Source organism: Streptomyces sp. CS113 (assembly GCF_002188365.1).
In the GTDB taxonomy this organism is placed as follows: domain Bacteria; phylum Actinomycetota; class Actinomycetes; order Streptomycetales; family Streptomycetaceae; genus Streptomyces; species Streptomyces tendae.
Genome location: NZ_KZ195574.1, coordinates 4,230,286 through 4,245,222, shown reverse-complemented (window position 1 = coordinate 4,245,222; position 14,937 = coordinate 4,230,286). Strand labels below are relative to the sequence as shown.

General features: G+C 75.9%; 18 protein-coding genes. 10 read left to right on the top strand and 8 right to left on the bottom strand.

The genetic code is table 11. From position 1 onward, the window contains the following. The first annotated feature begins 132 nt into the window (after window positions 1-132). Window positions 133-804, top strand: coding sequence for a hypothetical protein (locus tag B9W62_RS18770; RefSeq protein ID WP_179235551.1), 672 nt, complete (start codon window positions 133-135; stop codon window positions 802-804). Window positions 805-1,041: 237 nt separating this feature from the next. Beyond that, window positions 1,042-1,248, top strand: a complete 207-nt coding sequence (locus B9W62_RS18765; RefSeq protein WP_087808264.1) for a cold-shock protein — start codon at window positions 1,042-1,044, stop codon at window positions 1,246-1,248. 83 nt (window positions 1,249-1,331) lie between these two features. On the opposite strand, the gene B9W62_RS18760 is transcribed toward B9W62_RS18765, so the two are convergent. After that, a complete protein-coding gene (locus tag B9W62_RS18760) occupies window positions 1,332-2,714 on the bottom strand; it encodes a hypothetical protein (protein ID WP_179235550.1) in 1,383 nt (460 codons plus the stop codon). A 113-nt stretch (window positions 2,715-2,827) separates the two neighbouring features. Here B9W62_RS18760 and B9W62_RS18755 point away from each other — a divergent pair, with 113 nt between their 5' ends. Continuing rightward, window positions 2,828-4,069, top strand: coding sequence for a molybdopterin-dependent oxidoreductase (locus B9W62_RS18755; RefSeq protein WP_179235549.1), 1,242 nt, complete (start codon window positions 2,828-2,830; stop codon window positions 4,067-4,069). 376 nt (window positions 4,070-4,445) lie between these two features. On the opposite strand, the gene B9W62_RS18745 is transcribed toward B9W62_RS18755, so the two are convergent. The 3 genes from B9W62_RS18745 to B9W62_RS18735 are packed head-to-tail and all read right to left on the bottom strand — an operon-like array spanning window position 4,446 to window position 6,597. After that, on the bottom strand, window positions 4,446-5,240 hold the full coding sequence (locus B9W62_RS18745) for a class I SAM-dependent methyltransferase (protein ID WP_087808259.1): 795 nt from the start codon (window positions 5,238-5,240) through the stop codon (window positions 4,446-4,448). Then, entirely contained in the window at window positions 5,237-5,878 is a 642-nt protein-coding gene (locus B9W62_RS18740; protein WP_087808257.1) for a TIGR04282 family arsenosugar biosynthesis glycosyltransferase, read from the bottom strand. Before B9W62_RS18740 ends, B9W62_RS18745 begins: the two co-directional genes overlap by 4 nt. Then, the gene (locus tag B9W62_RS18735; RefSeq protein ID WP_087808255.1) at window positions 5,875-6,597 is read right to left on the bottom strand and encodes a glycosyltransferase family 2 protein; all 723 of its coding nucleotides are present in this window, start codon (window positions 6,595-6,597) and stop codon (window positions 5,875-5,877) included. The genes B9W62_RS18740 and B9W62_RS18735 overlap by 4 nt, the downstream gene beginning before the upstream one ends. Before the next feature lie 115 nt (window positions 6,598-6,712). Between B9W62_RS18735 and B9W62_RS18730 the strand changes: the two genes are divergently transcribed. Together B9W62_RS18730 and B9W62_RS18725 are read left to right on the top strand one after the other, a co-directional pair. Continuing rightward, the gene (locus tag B9W62_RS18730) at window positions 6,713-7,564 is read left to right on the top strand and encodes a response regulator transcription factor (protein WP_087808253.1); all 852 of its coding nucleotides are present in this window, start codon (window positions 6,713-6,715) and stop codon (window positions 7,562-7,564) included. Window positions 7,565-7,566: 2 nt separating this feature from the next. Beyond that, window positions 7,567-8,679 (top strand): sensor histidine kinase, encoded by a 1,113-nt coding sequence (locus B9W62_RS18725; protein ID WP_087808251.1) that lies wholly within the window; start codon window positions 7,567-7,569, stop codon window positions 8,677-8,679. Window positions 8,680-8,688: 9 nt separating this feature from the next. On the opposite strand, the gene B9W62_RS18720 is transcribed toward B9W62_RS18725, so the two are convergent. Further along, window positions 8,689-9,693, bottom strand: coding sequence for an NAD-dependent epimerase/dehydratase family protein (locus tag B9W62_RS18720; RefSeq protein ID WP_087808249.1), 1,005 nt, complete (start codon window positions 9,691-9,693; stop codon window positions 8,689-8,691). Window positions 9,694-9,905: 212 nt separating this feature from the next. On the opposite strand from B9W62_RS18720, the gene B9W62_RS18715 reads away from it, so the two are divergent. The 5 genes from B9W62_RS18715 to B9W62_RS18695 are packed head-to-tail and all read left to right on the top strand — an operon-like array spanning window position 9,906 to window position 12,353. Then, on the top strand, window positions 9,906-10,301 hold the full coding sequence (locus B9W62_RS18715) for a RodZ family helix-turn-helix domain-containing protein (protein ID WP_087808247.1): 396 nt from the start codon (window positions 9,906-9,908) through the stop codon (window positions 10,299-10,301). After that, complete coding sequence (locus B9W62_RS18710) at window positions 10,298-10,927, top strand: class F sortase (protein ID WP_087808246.1); 630 nt, start codon at window positions 10,298-10,300, stop codon at window positions 10,925-10,927. Before B9W62_RS18715 ends, B9W62_RS18710 begins: the two co-directional genes overlap by 4 nt. Before the next feature lie 55 nt (window positions 10,928-10,982). Continuing rightward, complete coding sequence (locus B9W62_RS18705; RefSeq protein WP_003975205.1) at window positions 10,983-11,474, top strand: RNA polymerase sigma factor; 492 nt, start codon at window positions 10,983-10,985, stop codon at window positions 11,472-11,474. After that, the gene (locus B9W62_RS18700; protein ID WP_256976824.1) at window positions 11,458-12,000 is read left to right on the top strand and encodes a hypothetical protein; all 543 of its coding nucleotides are present in this window, start codon (window positions 11,458-11,460) and stop codon (window positions 11,998-12,000) included. The genes B9W62_RS18705 and B9W62_RS18700 overlap by 17 nt, the downstream gene beginning before the upstream one ends. Continuing rightward, window positions 12,000-12,353: a DUF952 domain-containing protein gene (locus tag B9W62_RS18695; protein WP_087808242.1), complete on the top strand. Its 354-nt coding sequence runs from the start codon at window positions 12,000-12,002 to the stop codon at window positions 12,351-12,353. The genes B9W62_RS18700 and B9W62_RS18695 overlap by 1 nt, the downstream gene beginning before the upstream one ends. A gap of 7 nt (window positions 12,354-12,360) precedes the next feature. On the opposite strand, the gene B9W62_RS18690 is transcribed toward B9W62_RS18695, so the two are convergent. The 3 genes from B9W62_RS18690 to B9W62_RS18680 form a co-directional block, all read right to left on the bottom strand. Beyond that, entirely contained in the window at window positions 12,361-12,690 is a 330-nt protein-coding gene (locus tag B9W62_RS18690; protein ID WP_087808241.1) for an SCO5918 family protein, read from the bottom strand. Window positions 12,691-12,748: 58 nt separating this feature from the next. Then, window positions 12,749-14,344 carry a DEAD/DEAH box helicase gene (locus B9W62_RS18685; RefSeq protein WP_087808240.1) on the bottom strand — a complete coding sequence of 532 codons (1,596 nt, stop codon included), beginning with the start codon at window positions 14,342-14,344 and terminating at the stop codon, window positions 12,749-12,751. A gap of 274 nt (window positions 14,345-14,618) precedes the next feature. Further along, window positions 14,619-14,822 carry a cold-shock protein gene (locus B9W62_RS18680; protein ID WP_003975209.1) on the bottom strand — a complete coding sequence of 68 codons (204 nt, stop codon included), beginning with the start codon at window positions 14,820-14,822 and terminating at the stop codon, window positions 14,619-14,621. Between the last annotated feature and the right edge of the window lie 115 nt (window positions 14,823-14,937).

Genomic DNA, 14,937 nt, shown 5'->3' with positions numbered 1-14,937 from the left:
GCCGGGGGGCTGGGCCCGCAGTACCGTGGAGGAACCGGGGGCATGCCGCGCACCGGCCCCGACACCGGTGCCGCTCCCGGTGATCGACGACGCCGGGCCGGATCCGCCCGAGCCCGGGGCAGGACTCGCCTCATGACGGTGCCCGTGCCGGTGCGGCCGGCGACCACAGAGCGTCCGGAGCGGCCCGCCGCGGTCCACCGGCCGGGCCCGCGGCGTCCGGGCCCGCGGCAGGGCTCCTCGCCGCAGGCCGGTGAGCGGCTGCGGCCGCTGACCCGGCGTCAGGTCGAGGACCGGTTCGGCGAGCTGGGCGACCTGTACGCGCAGACCTCCGGCGGCGGCCCCCGGGCGTGGAACGCGGCCCGCGGCGCCTTCCTGCGCCGACTGGGCGCCGACGTACGGCGGCCGGGCTTCGGTCTGCTGATAGCGGAGACCACCGTCCTGACCGGCTGTGCCTACGGCTACCCGGTGCCCGGCGGCGACCCGCGCGGCGTGCGGGGACTCGAGCCGTACCTGCCCGGAAGCGTGCTGTCCGTCGCCGCGTCGGACCGGCTCTTCCTGGTCTCCGGGATCGTCGTGCCGGCCCGCGTGCGCAGACAGCACCAGGACCGCGCCTGGAACCTCGCCCGGCGGTTGCAGACCCGCCTGCTGGCCGAGCACGACGCCGCCCTCGGCGTCACGCTGGTGGACCGCACCGACGGCGCGACCGTGCAGGCGCTGCGCTCCTGGGGCTGGCGCTACGCCGAGGGCGACACCCACCAGTCGTCCGTGCTCGGCCGGTACGGCGTCCTGGTCCTCGGCCGCTGAGCGGAGAATTCGCCCCGCTGAAACAATTATTCGCCCGGCACGGGAATAATTCGCCGGGGAAATGGCCGTTCTTTCCCGGCGATTTCATCCCGGGCCGTCGATGTATTACGTGCTAGGCTGGACGTCAGTTGCAGTTGTGGTTGCCATTTGTCATACCGGTTTTCCGGGCAGGTGATCATCGCGGCGATGGGAGGGCTCGCACGGTGTGGGCCTTCAACACTGCCTAGGAGAAAAAGCATGGCTTCCGGTACCGTCAAGTGGTTCAACGCCGAAAAGGGCTTCGGTTTCATCGCGCAGGACGGCGGCGGCGCCGACGTCTTCGCCCACTACTCGAACATCGCCACCCAGGGCTTCCGCGAGCTCCAGGAGGGCCAGCGGGTGAACTTCGACGTCACGCAGGGCCAGAAGGGCCCGCAGGCGGAGAACATCGTCCCCGCGTCGTAACACCCACCGCGTAACGCCGCGACGCACGTCGCGACCCACGTGGACAGGGCCCGCACCGCACGGTGCGGGCCCTGCGCGTGTGTTCACCAGCCGGTCGCCAGCAGGTGGTTGAGGAGCAGGGCCAGGACCGCCTGCGCCGCCAGCCAGCCGCGCGGCCGGGTGAGGAAGGCGCAGGCCGCGAGGAGCCACAGGGCGAAGGGGAGCCAGATGCGTTCCGTCTCCGCCTTGCTCATGCCGGACAGGTCGGCGGCCAGCAGCGCGAGCAGCCCGGCGCCCACGAGAAACGCCAGCCGGAACTCCTCGGCCCGCCCGCCCCGGGCCCGCCCGTCCTCGCCCCGCCCGTCCGCGACGCGCCGCCGGACCAGTACGGCCCCGGCCCGCCGCAGTCCCGCCGCCGTCGCCAGGCCCGTGATGAGCACCGTGCAGGCGAGGTTGGCCCACACCCAGTACGCGTAGGGGCGCACACCGGCCGCGCCCTCGTAGTACCTCTCGACCAGCAGGTGGTACGCCTCCCACCAGTCGAACCCGGCCGCCGTGAACGCCACCGGCACCACCGCCGCCCCCGCCAGCAGCGGCACGAACAGCACCGGCCGCGCGGCCCCCCGCACCCCGCGCCGCCCGAGCAGGAGCACCGCCGCCGCGACCACCGCGAACAGCGTCAGGCCGTACGAGAGGTAGCAGGTCAGCCCGAACAGCAGTCCCGAGCCCGCCGCCCACCCCAGCGGGCGCCCGGTGACCGCGAGGGCCAGCAGCGCCACCGCCCACGCGGCGACCGCCGCGAAGTAGCCGTCGGCGGACGTGCCCATCCACACCGCCGCCGGTGCCAGGACCAGGAACGGCGCCGCCCGCCGGGCGAGCCGCTCGGCGGCCAGGGCCCGCACCGTGACCAGCACCGCCACGCCCGCCGTCGCGCCCACGGTGAGCGTCAGGGCCCCGGCCCAGCCCCCGCCGCCGAGCCCGATCCGGTCCAGCAGTACGTAGGTGAGCGTGGCTCCGGGCGGGTGGCCGGCGACGTGGGCGGGCCAGTTGTCGGGGGAGTGGAGCAGGATGTGTCCGTTGAAGTCGCGCAGGGTCGCCGGGATGTCGTGCCAGCGGTCGATCACCGAGAGGTACTCCTGGCGCGTGGTGAGCCGTCCGGCGACGCCCCGGTCCCACCCGTCGACCAGCGCCAGCGACCAGGTCCAGGCCAGCGCCGTGCCCCAGGCCGCGGCCAGCAGCGCACGCCACGGCAGCCGGGTGGCGACGGCCGGGCCGTACGCCACGACCGCCGCCGCGACCACCAGCGCGGCCGGTGTGCCAGGGCCGAGGTGCGGGTCCCAGCGGCCCAGCAGGGGCGGCCAGCCGACGATCAGGTCGTCGTAGGTGTACACGTACCGGCCGACCAGGACGGCGGCCGTCACGAGGAGCACGGCGGCCGCCACGGCGTACAGGTCGCGGGGCACGGGGCGCGGGCGGGTCACGGTCACTCCGGCACCGTAGGCCGGGAGATCACGCGGCGGGCGGTGCGCACGGCGGACGTCAGCGTTTCGTCATGGGTCGCGGACCCTTCCGGGGGCCGGTCCCGGCCTACGGTCGGGACATGCGCGACCTCGCCCCACGGCTTCCCTCCTCCCCGGGTTTCTGGCGCAGCCCGCTGCGCGGGCCCTGGTTCACCTCGGTGCTCGGCCTCGTCCTGCTCGTCGGCATCACGGTGCTGTTCGTGACGGGTCTGGTGTCCTACGCCGCCTACAACCCGGATCTGGCGCCGGTCAACGACAAGACCCCGGACAAGGGGATCCTCGGCTTCTACCTCTTCGCCTGGCCGACCGACCCGCCCTGGCTGTACCGGCTCACACAGGGCGTCCACGTGACCCTCGGGCTGGTGCTGATCCCGGTGCTGCTGGCCAAGCTGTGGTCGGTGGTGCCGAGGCTGTTCACGCTGCCGCCGGTCCGCTCCCTCGCCCACGCGCTGGAGCGGATCTCGCTGCTGCTGCTGGTCGGCGGCGCGCTGTTCGAGTTCGTCACCGGAGTGCTCAACATCCAGCTGGACTACCTCTTCCCCGGCTCGTTCTACCCGCTGCACTTCTACGGCGCCTGGGTCTTCTTCGCCGCGTTCGTCGCGCACGCCGTGCTGAAGGCGCCGGCCGCGCTGCGCAACCTCCGGGCGATGCGCGAGGAGCGCGACGACGACCTGGTCTCGCCGCGGCCCGCCGCGCCCACCGTCTCGCGGCGCGGGGCCCTGTGGTTCGTCGGGGGCGGCTCGCTGCTGATGTTCGCCACGACCGCGGGCCGCGGCTTCGACGGGCCGCTGCGGGCCACCGCCGTACTCTCCCCGCACGGCGGGCCCGAACCGGGGAGCGGCCCGAACGGGTTCCAGATCAACAAGACCGCCGCCCACGTGGGCATCGACCCGGCCGAGACCCGCGAGGAGGCCTGGCGGCTCGTCGTCACGGGGCGGGCGGGAACCGTCCGGCTCAGCCGCGCCGAGCTGCTCGCCATGGAGCAGCACAGTGCGGACCTGCCCATCGCCTGCGTCGAGGGCTGGTCGACGTCCGACCAGCGGTGGCGCGGGGTGCGGCTGCGGGACCTCGCCGCGCGGGTGGGCCACGGGGACGACCCGCCGGACGTGTTCGTCGAGTCCCTCCAGCGCCGCGGCGCCTTCCGCAGCGGGGCGCTGCGCGCCAACCAGGTGGCCGACCCGCGCTCCCTGCTCGCCCTGTACGTCAACGGCGAGGAGCTGAGCCCGGACCACGGGTACCCGGCGCGGATCATCGTGCCCGCCGCGCCCGGCGTGCTGAACACCAAGTGGGTGGCCCGGATGACGTTCGGAGACCTGGGATGAGGCGCGAGCGCGAGTCGTGGCGGCGGTCGCGGCCGAGGCTGCCGCGGTCGCCGAGGTCGGTGCGGTCGGTGCGGCCCCGGATCGGCAGCCCGTTCCAGATCCTCCTGCTCGCCTGCTCCTTCGCGCTCGCGGGCTACGCGGGCGTGCGGCTGCTCGCCGGCGACTGGCTCGGCGTCGTCCTCTGGTTCGTGGGCGCGGCACTCCTGCACGACCTGGTCCTGCTGCCGCTGAGCTCGGTACTGGACCGGGCGCTCACCCGCGGGGCGGCCGCGGTGCGCCACCGGGAGTGGACCTCGTACGTCCGGTTCCCGGCGGCCTGCTCCGGGCTGCTCCTGCTGGTGTGGTTCCCGCTGATCGGCGGGCGGGTCGACGCGAGCTACGCGGGGGTCACCGGGCTGTCGGCGGACGGTTTCCTCGCCCGCTGGCTGCTGATCACGGCGGCGCTGTTCGGCGGCTCGGCGCTGCTGCTCGCCGGGCGGCTGCTGCGCAGCGCGACGAAGCGGCGCCCGCCCGACGTCCACTGATCCGCGGTCCGCCAGCCGGCGGCGCCCGCGCGGCGCAGCAGGGCGCGGGTGCCGACCCGTGCCCACGGGAACGGGCTGCCGGCGGCGGCGCGGGCGTGGGCGTCGGTGACGTCGACGAGCTGCACGTGGGCGCGTTCGTCGACGTCGACCGGGGCCGTCTCGGCGATCAGCAGGCCGCCGGGGGCGAGCAGGGCGGCGACGCGGGCGAGCAGGGCACGGGGGTCGCCGCCGATGCCGACGTTGCCGTCCATCAGGAGGACGGTGTCCCAGCGCCCCTCGCCGGGCAGCGGCTCGAACACGGAACGCCGCAGGGACTGCCCGCCGAGCCCTACGGTGCGGGTCACAGCGGCCTCGCTGACGTCGATGCCGAGGGCGGTGCGGCCTCGGGCGGCGAGTTCGGCCACCAGCCGGCCGGGGCCGCAGCCCACGTCGAGCACGGCGCCCTCGCAGCGGTCCAGCACCTCCAGGTCCACCGCGTCGGCCCGCGCGCACCAGCGCTCCACGTCCAGCGGCAGCAGCCAGCCGTCGGCCCGGCGCAGGAACAGCGGCCCGTGTCCCGACCGCAGGGCGGCGGCGTAGGGGTCGGAGCCCGCCCAGGCGGGGGCGGCGGACGGCGTGCCGGGGGCGAGTCGCGCGGTGCCCTTCACCGGCTCGCCCGCCGCCGGTCCGCGGCCGGTGCGCAGGCCGCCAGCCGGGCGGCGAACCGGCCGTCCGGGGCCAGGTCGGCGACGGCGCGGGCGTCTGCGGCGGTGTCGACGTCGCGCAGGGGCGGCAGGTCGCGCACCCGCAGTCCCGCCGTCAGGAGCCGCTCGCGCTGCACGGCCCCCGTGACCGGCGTCGACATGGGCACGCCCCGCAGCAGGGCGGGTTCGGGCCGGGCCAGGCCCAGGGCCCAGAAGCCGCCGTCCTCGGCCGGTCCGAAGTACGCGTCGCAGTCGCGGAAGTCCGCGTCGAGCAGGTCGGGCGTCACCTGCGGGGTGTCCATCCCGATCAGCAGGGCGGGCCCCGCGCACCCGGCGAAGGCGTCCGCGAGGCGTTCGTCGAGCCCGCCCGCGCACTGCGGTACGACGTCGAAGCCGGGCGGCAGCCACGGGCCCGGGGCGCCGTCGAGCACCAGCACCCGGCGCCGCGCGGGCGTCGCGGCGACGGCGGCCAGGGTGTCGGCGAGGGCCGCCTCGGCCAGCGCGGCCGCCTCGGCGGGGGTGAAGGGCGGGGTGAGCCGGGTCTTGACCCGGCCGGGACGCGGCTCCTTCGCGATGACCAGGAGGGTGGTCGTGGCGGTCACCGGGTGCCGCTCCTCTCGCTGTGCTCCGCGGGGACGGCGGGCGGCTCGGCCAGGACGCGGCGCATGTCCCGTACCGCGTGCCAGGTGCCGCGCCAGGTCCCGGTCACCTTCGAGGCGCCGGTGCGGGGCAGGTACGGCACGTCGTGCTCGGCGATCCGCCAGCCCGCGTCGGCGGCCCGCACCACCATCTGTAGCGGGTAGCCGCTGCGCCGGTCGGTGAGGCCGAGCGCGAGCAGCGGCTCGCGGCGCGCGGCCCGCAGCGGGCCGAGGTCGTGCAGCCGCAGGCCGGTGCGGTGGCGCAGCATCCGGGCCAGGGCGAGGTTGCCGGCGCGGGCGTGCACCGGCCAGGCCCCCCTGGCCCGCGGCCGTCGGCGTCCGAGCACCAGGTCGGAGGTCCCGGCGCGGATCTCGCGCACGAAGGGCGCCAGCAGACCCGGGTCGAGGGAGGCGTCGCAGTCGCAGAAGCAGACGACGTCGGCGGTCGCGGCGGTCAGCCCGGCGTGGCAGGCGGCGCCGAAACCGCGGCGCGGCTCGGTCACGACCGTGGCGCCGAGCGAGCGGGCGAGGTCCGCCGAGCCGTCGGTGGAACCGTTGTCGACGACGAGCGCACGCCAGCCGGCCGGGACCCGGTCCAGGACCCACGGGAGGGCCCCGGCCTCGTTCAGGCAGGGGAGTACGACGTCGACGTCGGGAGCGGGCGAGGTGGTCACGGCGTTCACCCTACGAACCGGAATCGGACGAATCGGGCTTCCACTCCTTACGAAACACGGACGTCGCCGACCCGTCGGCACGCGGGAGGCCCCGCCGCCGAGACCGCGGTGCGACGCTGGTCCCATGCACCAGCAGCCCGACGCCCCCGCCCCGGCCCGGCCCGCCGACCCCTGTCCGACCGGGCCCGGGTCCCCGGCCCGCCCCGTCGCCGGATCCCCGGCCCGCTCCGCCGACGGATCGCCGACCGAGCCCTCGGCCGAATCCGGGGGCGAAGGCTCGGACGTGCCCGCGCGGATCCTCGTCGTGGACGACGATCCCACCGTCGCGGAGGTCGTGGCCGGGTATCTCGACCGGGCCGGGTACCGCGTGGACCGGGCCGGGGACGGGCCCGCCGCGCTTGCGCGGGCCGCCGCGTACCGGCCCGACCTGGTGGTGCTCGACCTGATGCTGCCCGGCATGGACGGACTGGAGGTGTGCCGGCGGCTGCGCGGCCGGGGGCCGGTGCCGGTCATCATGCTGACCGCCCGGGGCGACGAGGACGACCGCGTCCTCGGTCTGGAGGTCGGCGCCGACGACTACGTCACCAAGCCGTTCAGCCCGCGGGAACTGGTGCTGCGGGTGGAGTCCGTCCTGCGCCGCACCCGCCCGGCCCCGGCGCCGCGCCCGCCGTCCGCGGCCGGTCTCACCGCCGACCCGGCCGCCCGCAGGGCCACCAAGAACGGCACCGAACTGGCCCTGACCCTCCGCGAGTTCGACCTTCTCGTCTTCTTCCTGCGCAACCCCGGGCGGGCGTTCGCCCGGGAGGAGCTGATGCGCGAGGTGTGGGGCTGGGACTTCGGCGACCTGTCCACCGTGACCGTCCACGTCCGGCGGCTGCGCGGCAAGGTCGAGGACGACCCGGCCCGGCCCCGGCTGATCCAGACGGTGTGGGGCGTGGGCTACCGCTTCGACCCCGCCGGCCGGGAGGCCGACTGACCGTGCACGCCACCCTCCTCATCGCTCTCTACGCCTTCGCGGGCGCCACCGCCGCCGGCCTGGTGGGCGCGGCCGTGCTGCGCCTGATCCGGCGGCGTTCGCTGACCGCCTCGCTCGCCGTGGTGGCGGCGGTCGCCGTCCTCGCCATGCTGGCCGGCACGCTGGCCGTCGCCTGGGCGATGTTCCTGTCCCCGCACGACCTGTCCGTCGTCACGACCGTCGTGGCGATGGCGGCCGTCGTCTCGCTGGCCACGGCGCTGCTGCTGGGCCGCTGGGTGGTCGCCCGCAGCCGTGAACTGGCGGCGGCGACGCGCTCGTTCGGCGACGACGGGGACTACGCGGCCCCCACCACCCCGGCGACGGCCGAACTGGACGCGCTCAGCCGCGAACTGGCGGCCACCAGCGCCCGGCTCGCCCAGTCCCGGGAGCGGGAGCGCGCCCTGGAGACCTCCCGGCGCGAGCTGGTCGCCTGGATCTCGCACGACCTGCGTACCCCGCTGGCTGGGCTGCGGGCCATGTCCGAGGCGCTGGAGGACGGGGTGGCCGCCGACCCCGACCGCTACCTGCGCCAGATCCGCGCCGAGGTGGAACGCCTCAACGACATGGTCGGCGACCTCTTCGAGCTCTCCCGCATCCACGCCGGCACCCTCGTCCTCGCCCCGGCCCGGATCTCGCTCTACGACCTGGTCGGCGACGCCCTCGCGGGCGCGGACCCGCTCGCCCGCCGGCACGGCGTACGGCTGGTCGGCGACGCGGTGGCGGCCGTGCCGGTCGAGGTGGACGGCAAGGAGATGAGCCGGGTCCTGGGCAACCTGCTGGTCAACGCGATCCGCCGGACCCCCGCCGACGGCACGGTCGCCGTCGCCGCCGAGCGGTCCGCCGACGGGGTGGTGGTCTCCGTGACCGACGGCTGCGGCGGCATCCCCGAGGAGGACCTGCCGCGGGTCTTCGACACCGGCTGGCGCGGCACCCACGCCCGTACACCCCCGGCCGGGGCCGGCCTGGGCCTCGCCATCGTGCGCGGCATCGTCGAGGCGCACCGCGGCCGGGCCACGGTCCACAACATCCCCGGCGGCTGCCGCTTCGAGGTGACGCTGCCGCTGGCGGAGGCCTGAGAGCCGGGGTCACTCCCCCCGCAGGCCCGCCCGCGCGAACTCCCGCATGCCCTCGGCGAACCCCACCCGCGGACGCCAGCTCAGCTCGGCCCGCAGGCGCGCCGAGTCGGCGGTGATGTGGCGGACGTCGCCCAGGCGGTACTCGCCGGTGACCACGGGCTCGGGCCCGCCGTACGCGGCGGCCAGGGCGGTGGCCATCTCGCCCACCGTGTGCGGCTCACCGCTGCCGGTGTTGTAGGCGCTGAGCGCGCCCGGAGGCGGCCCGGCGGCCTCCAGTGCCGCGACGTTCGCCGCGGCCACGTCCCGCACGTGCACGAAGTCCCGGCGCTGGCGGCCGTCCTCGAAGACGCGCGGGGCCTCACCGCGGGCCAGCGCCGAGCGGAAGAAGGAGGCGACCCCGGCGTACGGGGTGTCCCGGGGCATCCGGGGGCCGTACACGTTGTGGTAGCGCAGCGACACCGCCGTCGCGCCGGTCGTCCGGGCCCAGGCGGCGGCCAGGTGCTCCTGGGCCAGCTTGGTGGTGGCGTACACGTTGCGCGGGTCGGCCGGGGCGTCCTCGCCGACCAGCCCCGGGGACAGCTCCGCGCCGCACCGGGGGCAGGCGGGTTCGAACCGGCCCGCGTCCAGGTCGGCGACGGCCCGCGGCCCGGGCCGCACCACCCCGTGCCGGGGGCAGGTGTAGCGCCCCTCCCCGTACACCACCATCGACCCGGCGAGCACCAGCCGCCGCACGCCCGCACCGGCCGTCGCGGCGAGCAGGACGGCGGTGCCGAGGTCGTTGCGGGAGACGTACTCCGCCGCGTCGGCGACCCCGTTGCCGAGGCCGACCATCGCCGCCTGGTGGCACACGGCGTCCACCCCGGCCAGCGCCCGCGCGAGGGCCGCCGGGTCGCGCACGTCGGCGCCGGGGTCCTCGCGGACGTCGTAGCCGACGGGCTCGTGCCCGTGCTCCCGCAGGGCCTCCACGATGTGGGACCCGATGAAACCGGCGCTGCCGGTGACCAGTACGCGCATGCCCGCCACGCTAGGCCCGCGGGGGCGCCGGACCGGGCCCGCCGCCCGGCACGTCACGGGTCCGTAAGGAGCGGTCGGGCCGCGGAGCCGGCGCGACCGACCCGGCGGCTTTGCCATTCCTTTACAACCTGCCCGGTCCCCGCCTCGTCTCTCCGTCCGACCCGCATCACCACCCCCCACGTGGTGCGCCGACGACGAGAGAGAGCGACCCGATGCGCCGAACCATCCTCACCGCCGTGGCCCTGGCCTGCACCGCCGTACTGGCGGGCACCGGGACCGCGTTCGCCGACGACCCCAGCCCGGTCCCCTCCGCCCCCGCCGAGAGCGTCCCGAGCCCCGGCACCGGGCCGGCCGACGCGACCCCCGCGCCCGTGCCGTCCGTCAGCGCCCCCGCCGCCGAACCGACCGAGGCACCGGCCCCCGCGCCCGCCGACGGCCAGGTCTCCGTCGTACCCAAGGGCGCGGCCGACACCGGAGTGGCGGCGCCCTCGGACCCGGCCGGGACCGACACGTCCGTGGTCGGCGCCAGCACCGGCGGAGTGCTCCTCGCGGGCGGCGTCGTCCTGTTCGTCGTCCGCCGCCGACGGGCGGCGGCGACCGGCGCATGATCCCGCGCCCCGGCCGCGCCCTCGCGGCCGCCGCACTGGCCGCGCTGCTGGCGGGCTGCGGCGGCGGCCAGGGCGACGGCGACGCCGCCCCCGGCCGCCCGGCAGCCACGAAGGCCACGGCGGCACCTCCCGCGCCGGCCCCGGCGAAGCCGGTGCGGCCGCTGGCGCGTTCGGTGCCGGTGGGGCTGCGCATCCCCGCCCTCGGGGTCGACACCCCGGTGATGGGCCTGGGGCTGGCCGCGGACGGCACGGTGCAGGTCCCGCCCGTCACGGACGACGACCACGCCGGCTGGTACCGGCACTCGCCGACGCCGGGTCAGGTGGGTCCCTCGGTCCTCCTGGGCCACGTCACGGTGGGCAGGTACGGCGACGGGGTCTTCCGGGACCTCGCCCGGCTGCACCGCGGCGAGCGGATCGAGGCCCGCCTGGAGAACGGCACGGCCGCCGAGTTCACGGTCACGGCCGTACGGACGGTGGCGAAGGCCGGCTTCCCGACGGAGGACGTCTACGGCGACGTGGCCGGACCGGAGCTGCGGCTCATCACCTGCGGCGGCCCGCGCGACGGCGAGGAGTACCGGGACAACGTCATCGTCTTCGCCGAACTGAGCGCCACCAAGGGCGTCTAGGACAGGCCCGCCCCGGTGCACACCGCACCGCATACCCTCACGACCATGGAGAGCGTTGAAACGGTCCCGTGACAGGGCGGCGTCCGAACTGTTCGCCGCCCTGTATCCGCGCCTCGCCGGCTGGTGCCGCCGGCTCGTCGACGACGACGAGACGGCCCACGAGATCGCCTCCGAGGCGTTCACCCGGCTCTGGGCCCGCTGGACGTCCGTGGAGGAGCCCCGCGGCTTCCTCTACGTCACCGCCGCCAACCTCGTGCGCGACCACTGGCGCAAACTGGAGCGCGAGCGCCGGGCGGTGCGCCGGGTCACCGCGGAGGTCGCCGTGCGTCCGCATCCCGAGCAGGCCGACCCCTCGGTGCGGCTGCTCGTACAGTCGCTGCCGGAGCGGCTGCGCGTGCCGATCCTGCTCCACTACTACGCCGACATGCCGATCCGGGAGGTGTCCGTGCTGACCGGACGCAAGGAGGGAACCGTCAAGGCCGACCTGCACGCGGCCCGCGAACTGCTCCGCGTCCATCTGAGGAGAAGCCTTGACCACACGCCTTGAGGACGAGATGGACGAGCCCGGTTCCGGACGCGACGGCGACGATCCGCTGCTGGTCGTACTGCGCCCGGGCGCCGACTTCCTGGGCCCGCCGCCCGGCCGGTACGAGGCGATCCGCCGGACCGCGTCCCGGCGGCGCCTGCTGCGCGCCGCCGCCGGTGCCGCCGCGACCGCTGCCGCCGCCGCCCTCATCGCGCTGCCGCTGCACTGGGCGGCCCCCGCCGCACCCGCCCGCCCGGCGCCACCGCTGGCCCCGGCCCCCGTCGGTCCCGCCCCGCAGGCCACACCCAGCCCGGCCCCGCCGAGCCCGGCCCCGCCGAGCCCGGCCCCGCCCAGCGACACCACGCGGGCGCCCGGCCCCGGCCCCGCACTGCCGACCGAGGAATCCGGCCCGTCCGCCGCCACCCCGTCGCCCTCCGAGCCGTCGGCCGAGCCGAGCGACCCGCCGGTCGGGCAGGACCCGTCGAGCACACCGGGCACCGTGGTGCCCACGCCCGAGGTGGACGGGCCGGCTGCTACAACGGGGTGATGATCTACCACGTGGTGCCGCTCGCCGAGTGGAACGCCGACCCGGGGCGGCCGTACGCGCCCGCCTCCCTCGCGGAGGACGGGTTCGTCCACTGCTCGCCCGACGAGGGGACCACGCTCGCCGTCGTCAACGCCTTCTACCGCGGCGCGCCCCGGCCGCTGGTGGCGCTGCTCGTCGACGAGGAGCGGCTCACCGCGAGGTGCGGGTGGGAGGCCGCCGCGCCCGCGCCGCCGCCGGGTGTCGCCGAGGGCACCCTCTTCCCGCACGTGTTCGGCCCCCTCGACCGTGCGGCCGTCCAGCGCGTGCTGGAGGTCCGCTGGGACGACGGGGGCCGGGCCACGGGGCTGCGCTGATCGCGCCTCAGCTGTCCTGGGGCGTGACGACGGTGCCGCCGAGCAGCGCGGACGCCGTCTCGACCGGTGTGGCGGCGGGCGCCGACGGCTCGGGTTCGGCGCCGGGAGCGGGGTGGCAGGTGAAGCCGAGGCGGGCCATGGCCCGGGTCACCTCGCCGCCGCTGAAGTCGCGCCGGTCCTGCCGGGTGACGATCTCGCCCACCTGCTTGACCGGGTAGCGGCGGCGGCCGATCGTGACCGACTCACCGGTGACGGGTTCGGGCGTGACGCCCTTCATCGAGTCCAGCACCCCGCCCTTGGTGAGGTCGAACGGGTACCGGGCGATGACACAGCGCATGTTGCCTCCACGAGCGGGATGGGTTTTCCGGTGGTGTCCGAGGGGTGTACGGACCGTCCTAGGCCGCCGAGCCGGTCGAACCGGCCGAGCCGCCGGTGGACTGGCGGCGTGCCCTGCGGCGCGGGGACTCGCCGGTGGGCCGCCCCTGGACGGCGCGGCCCTGGCCGGTGCGGGGCTGCGCGGCGCCGCCGCCGGTGCGGGCCGGGGAGCCGGCCCCCTGGCCGCCGCCGCGCCCCTGCGAGGGGCGGCCGCGGCGCCCGCGGGACGCGGAGCCCGTGCCGGAGGCGGCGCGCCGGGGGCGCTCCACGACCGGTGCGGCGATGACGACGGGGATGCCGGAGGGGGTCTGCGCACCGGTGATGCGGGTCAGCTCCGCCTCGCCCGAGCGGACCGGCGTGACCTGCGGGGTGATGCCGGCCGCGGCCATCAGCCGGGTCATCTCACGCCGCTGGTCCGGCGTCACCAGGGTGACGACGCTGCCGGACTCGCCGGCGCGGGCGGTACGGCCGCCCCGGTGCAGGTAGTCCTTGTGGTCGCCGGGCGGGTCCACGTTGACGACCAGGTCGAGGTTGTCGACGTGGATGCCGCGGGCCGCGACGTTGGTCGCCACCAGCGCGGTCACCTGCCCGTCCTTGAACTGGGCGAGGGTCCGGGTGCGCTGCGGCTGGGACTTGCCGCCGTGCAGCCCGGCGGCGCGCACCCCGCTCTTCAGCAGCTGCTTGACCAGCCGGTCCACCCGGTGCTTGGTGTCCAGGAACATGATGACCCGGCCGTCGCGCGCCGCGATCTCGACGGTCGCGCGCTGCTTGTCCTCGTCCTGCACGTGCAGCACGTGGTGCTCCATCGTGGTGACGGCACCGGCCGACGGGTCGACGGAGTGGACCACCGGGTCCGTCAGGTAGCGGCGGACCAGCCGGTCGACGTTGCGGTCGAGGGTGGCCGAGAACAGCATCCGCTGCCCGTCCGGCTGCACCTGGTCGAGCAGGGCGGTGACCTGCGGCATGAAGCCCATGTCGGTCATCTGGTCGGCCTCGTCGAGCACCGTGATGGTGACGTCGCCGAGGGCGCAGTCGCCGCGGTCGATGAGGTCCTTGAGCCGTCCGGGCGTCGCGACGACGACCTCCGCGCCGGAGCGCAGCGCACCGGCCTGCCGGCCGATGGACATGCCGCCGACCACGGTGGCCGACCGGAGACCCGCGGCGCGGGCGTACGGGGCGAGCGCGTCGGTGACCTGCTGGGCCAGCTCGCGGGTGGGGACCAGGACCAGGGCGAGCGGACGCCGCGGCTCGGCGCGCCGGCCGGCCGTACGGGCCAGCAGGGCGAGGCCGAAGGCGAGGGTCTTGCCCGAACCGGTGCGGCCGCGGCCGAGGACGTCGCGTCCGGCCAGGGAGTTCGGCAGGGTCGCCGCCTGGATCGGGAACGGCACGGCCACGCCCTGGTCGCCGAGGGCGGCCAGCATGCGGGCGGGCAGGTCGAGTTCGGCGAAGGTCTCGACGGCGGGGAGCGCCGGGGTGATGGTCTTCGGCAGCGCGAACTCGCCGCCCTGCGGGGCGGCGGCCGGCCTGCGGCCGGAGCTCTGGGAGCGGCCGGCCGACCGGGAGCGGCGGGGGCCTTCGCCGGAGCGCCGACGGTCGTTGGTGCGTGTGCGGTTCATGGGGAACCTTCCTTGATACGGCACGTATCAAGGGAGACCCGCAGCGGAGGAGCGGCGCAGGGAATCGCAAGAACGAGCCGGGCCGGTCGATTTCGGCGTGCTGCCGAGCGGACCGGGAGAATTGGTGAATGCGGGAACGCGGGTAAAGCGAATGCGGGGGAGGGAGTGTGGAGAAATCCGTGCCCCCGCGGCGGGGCGCGGTGCGCCCGGAAACGCGGCGAGCTGGGGCCCGCACCCCAAGGTGCAGGCCCCAGCTGCGGAGTATGCGTGAGCGTCAGGCCGGGGTGATGTTCTCGGCCGTCGGGCCCTTCTGGCCCTGCGCGATGTCGAAGGTCACCTTCTGACCCTCGAGCAGCTCGCGGAAGCCCTGCGCGTTGATGTTCGAGTAGTGGGCGAAGACGTCGGGGCCGCCGCCGTCCTGCTCGATGAAGCCGAAGCCCTTTTCGGCGTTGAACCACTTCACGGTGCCGGAAGCCATGTTTTCTCCTTCGGTACGGTGCTCGGAGTTCACCCTGTGTGCACTCCGGTCGCCGTGATGATCACCCCGTCGGACAAAACCTTCAGGCAACCACAACTGCAACTTCCATCGACAG

Bases quoted from the DNA above. Each gene is read 5' to 3' on its own strand.
- B9W62_RS18765 (WP_087808264.1), top strand. From the start codon at position 1,042: ATGGCTTCCGGTACCGTCAAGTGGTTCAACGCCGAAAAGGGCTTCGGT.
- B9W62_RS18685 (WP_087808240.1), bottom strand. From the start codon at position 14,344: ATGAACCGCACACGCACCAACGACCGTCGGCGCTCCGGCGAAGGCCCC.
- B9W62_RS18715 (WP_087808247.1), top strand. From the start codon at position 9,906: ATGCGCCGAACCATCCTCACCGCCGTGGCCCTGGCCTGCACCGCCGTA.
- B9W62_RS18730 (WP_087808253.1), top strand. From the start codon at position 6,713: ATGCACCAGCAGCCCGACGCCCCCGCCCCGGCCCGGCCCGCCGACCCC.
- B9W62_RS18695 (WP_087808242.1), top strand. From the start codon at position 12,000: ATGATCTACCACGTGGTGCCGCTCGCCGAGTGGAACGCCGACCCGGGG.
- B9W62_RS18720 (WP_087808249.1), bottom strand. From the start codon at position 9,693: ATGCGCGTACTGGTCACCGGCAGCGCCGGTTTCATCGGGTCCCACATC.
- B9W62_RS18755 (WP_179235549.1), top strand. From the start codon at position 2,828: ATGCGCGACCTCGCCCCACGGCTTCCCTCCTCCCCGGGTTTCTGGCGC.
- B9W62_RS18690 (WP_087808241.1), bottom strand. From the start codon at position 12,690: ATGCGCTGTGTCATCGCCCGGTACCCGTTCGACCTCACCAAGGGCGGG.
- B9W62_RS18680 (WP_003975209.1), bottom strand. From the start codon at position 14,822: ATGGCTTCCGGCACCGTGAAGTGGTTCAACGCCGAAAAGGGCTTCGGC.
- B9W62_RS18770 (WP_179235551.1), top strand. From the start codon at position 133: ATGACGGTGCCCGTGCCGGTGCGGCCGGCGACCACAGAGCGTCCGGAG.
- B9W62_RS18710 (WP_087808246.1), top strand. From the start codon at position 10,298: ATGATCCCGCGCCCCGGCCGCGCCCTCGCGGCCGCCGCACTGGCCGCG.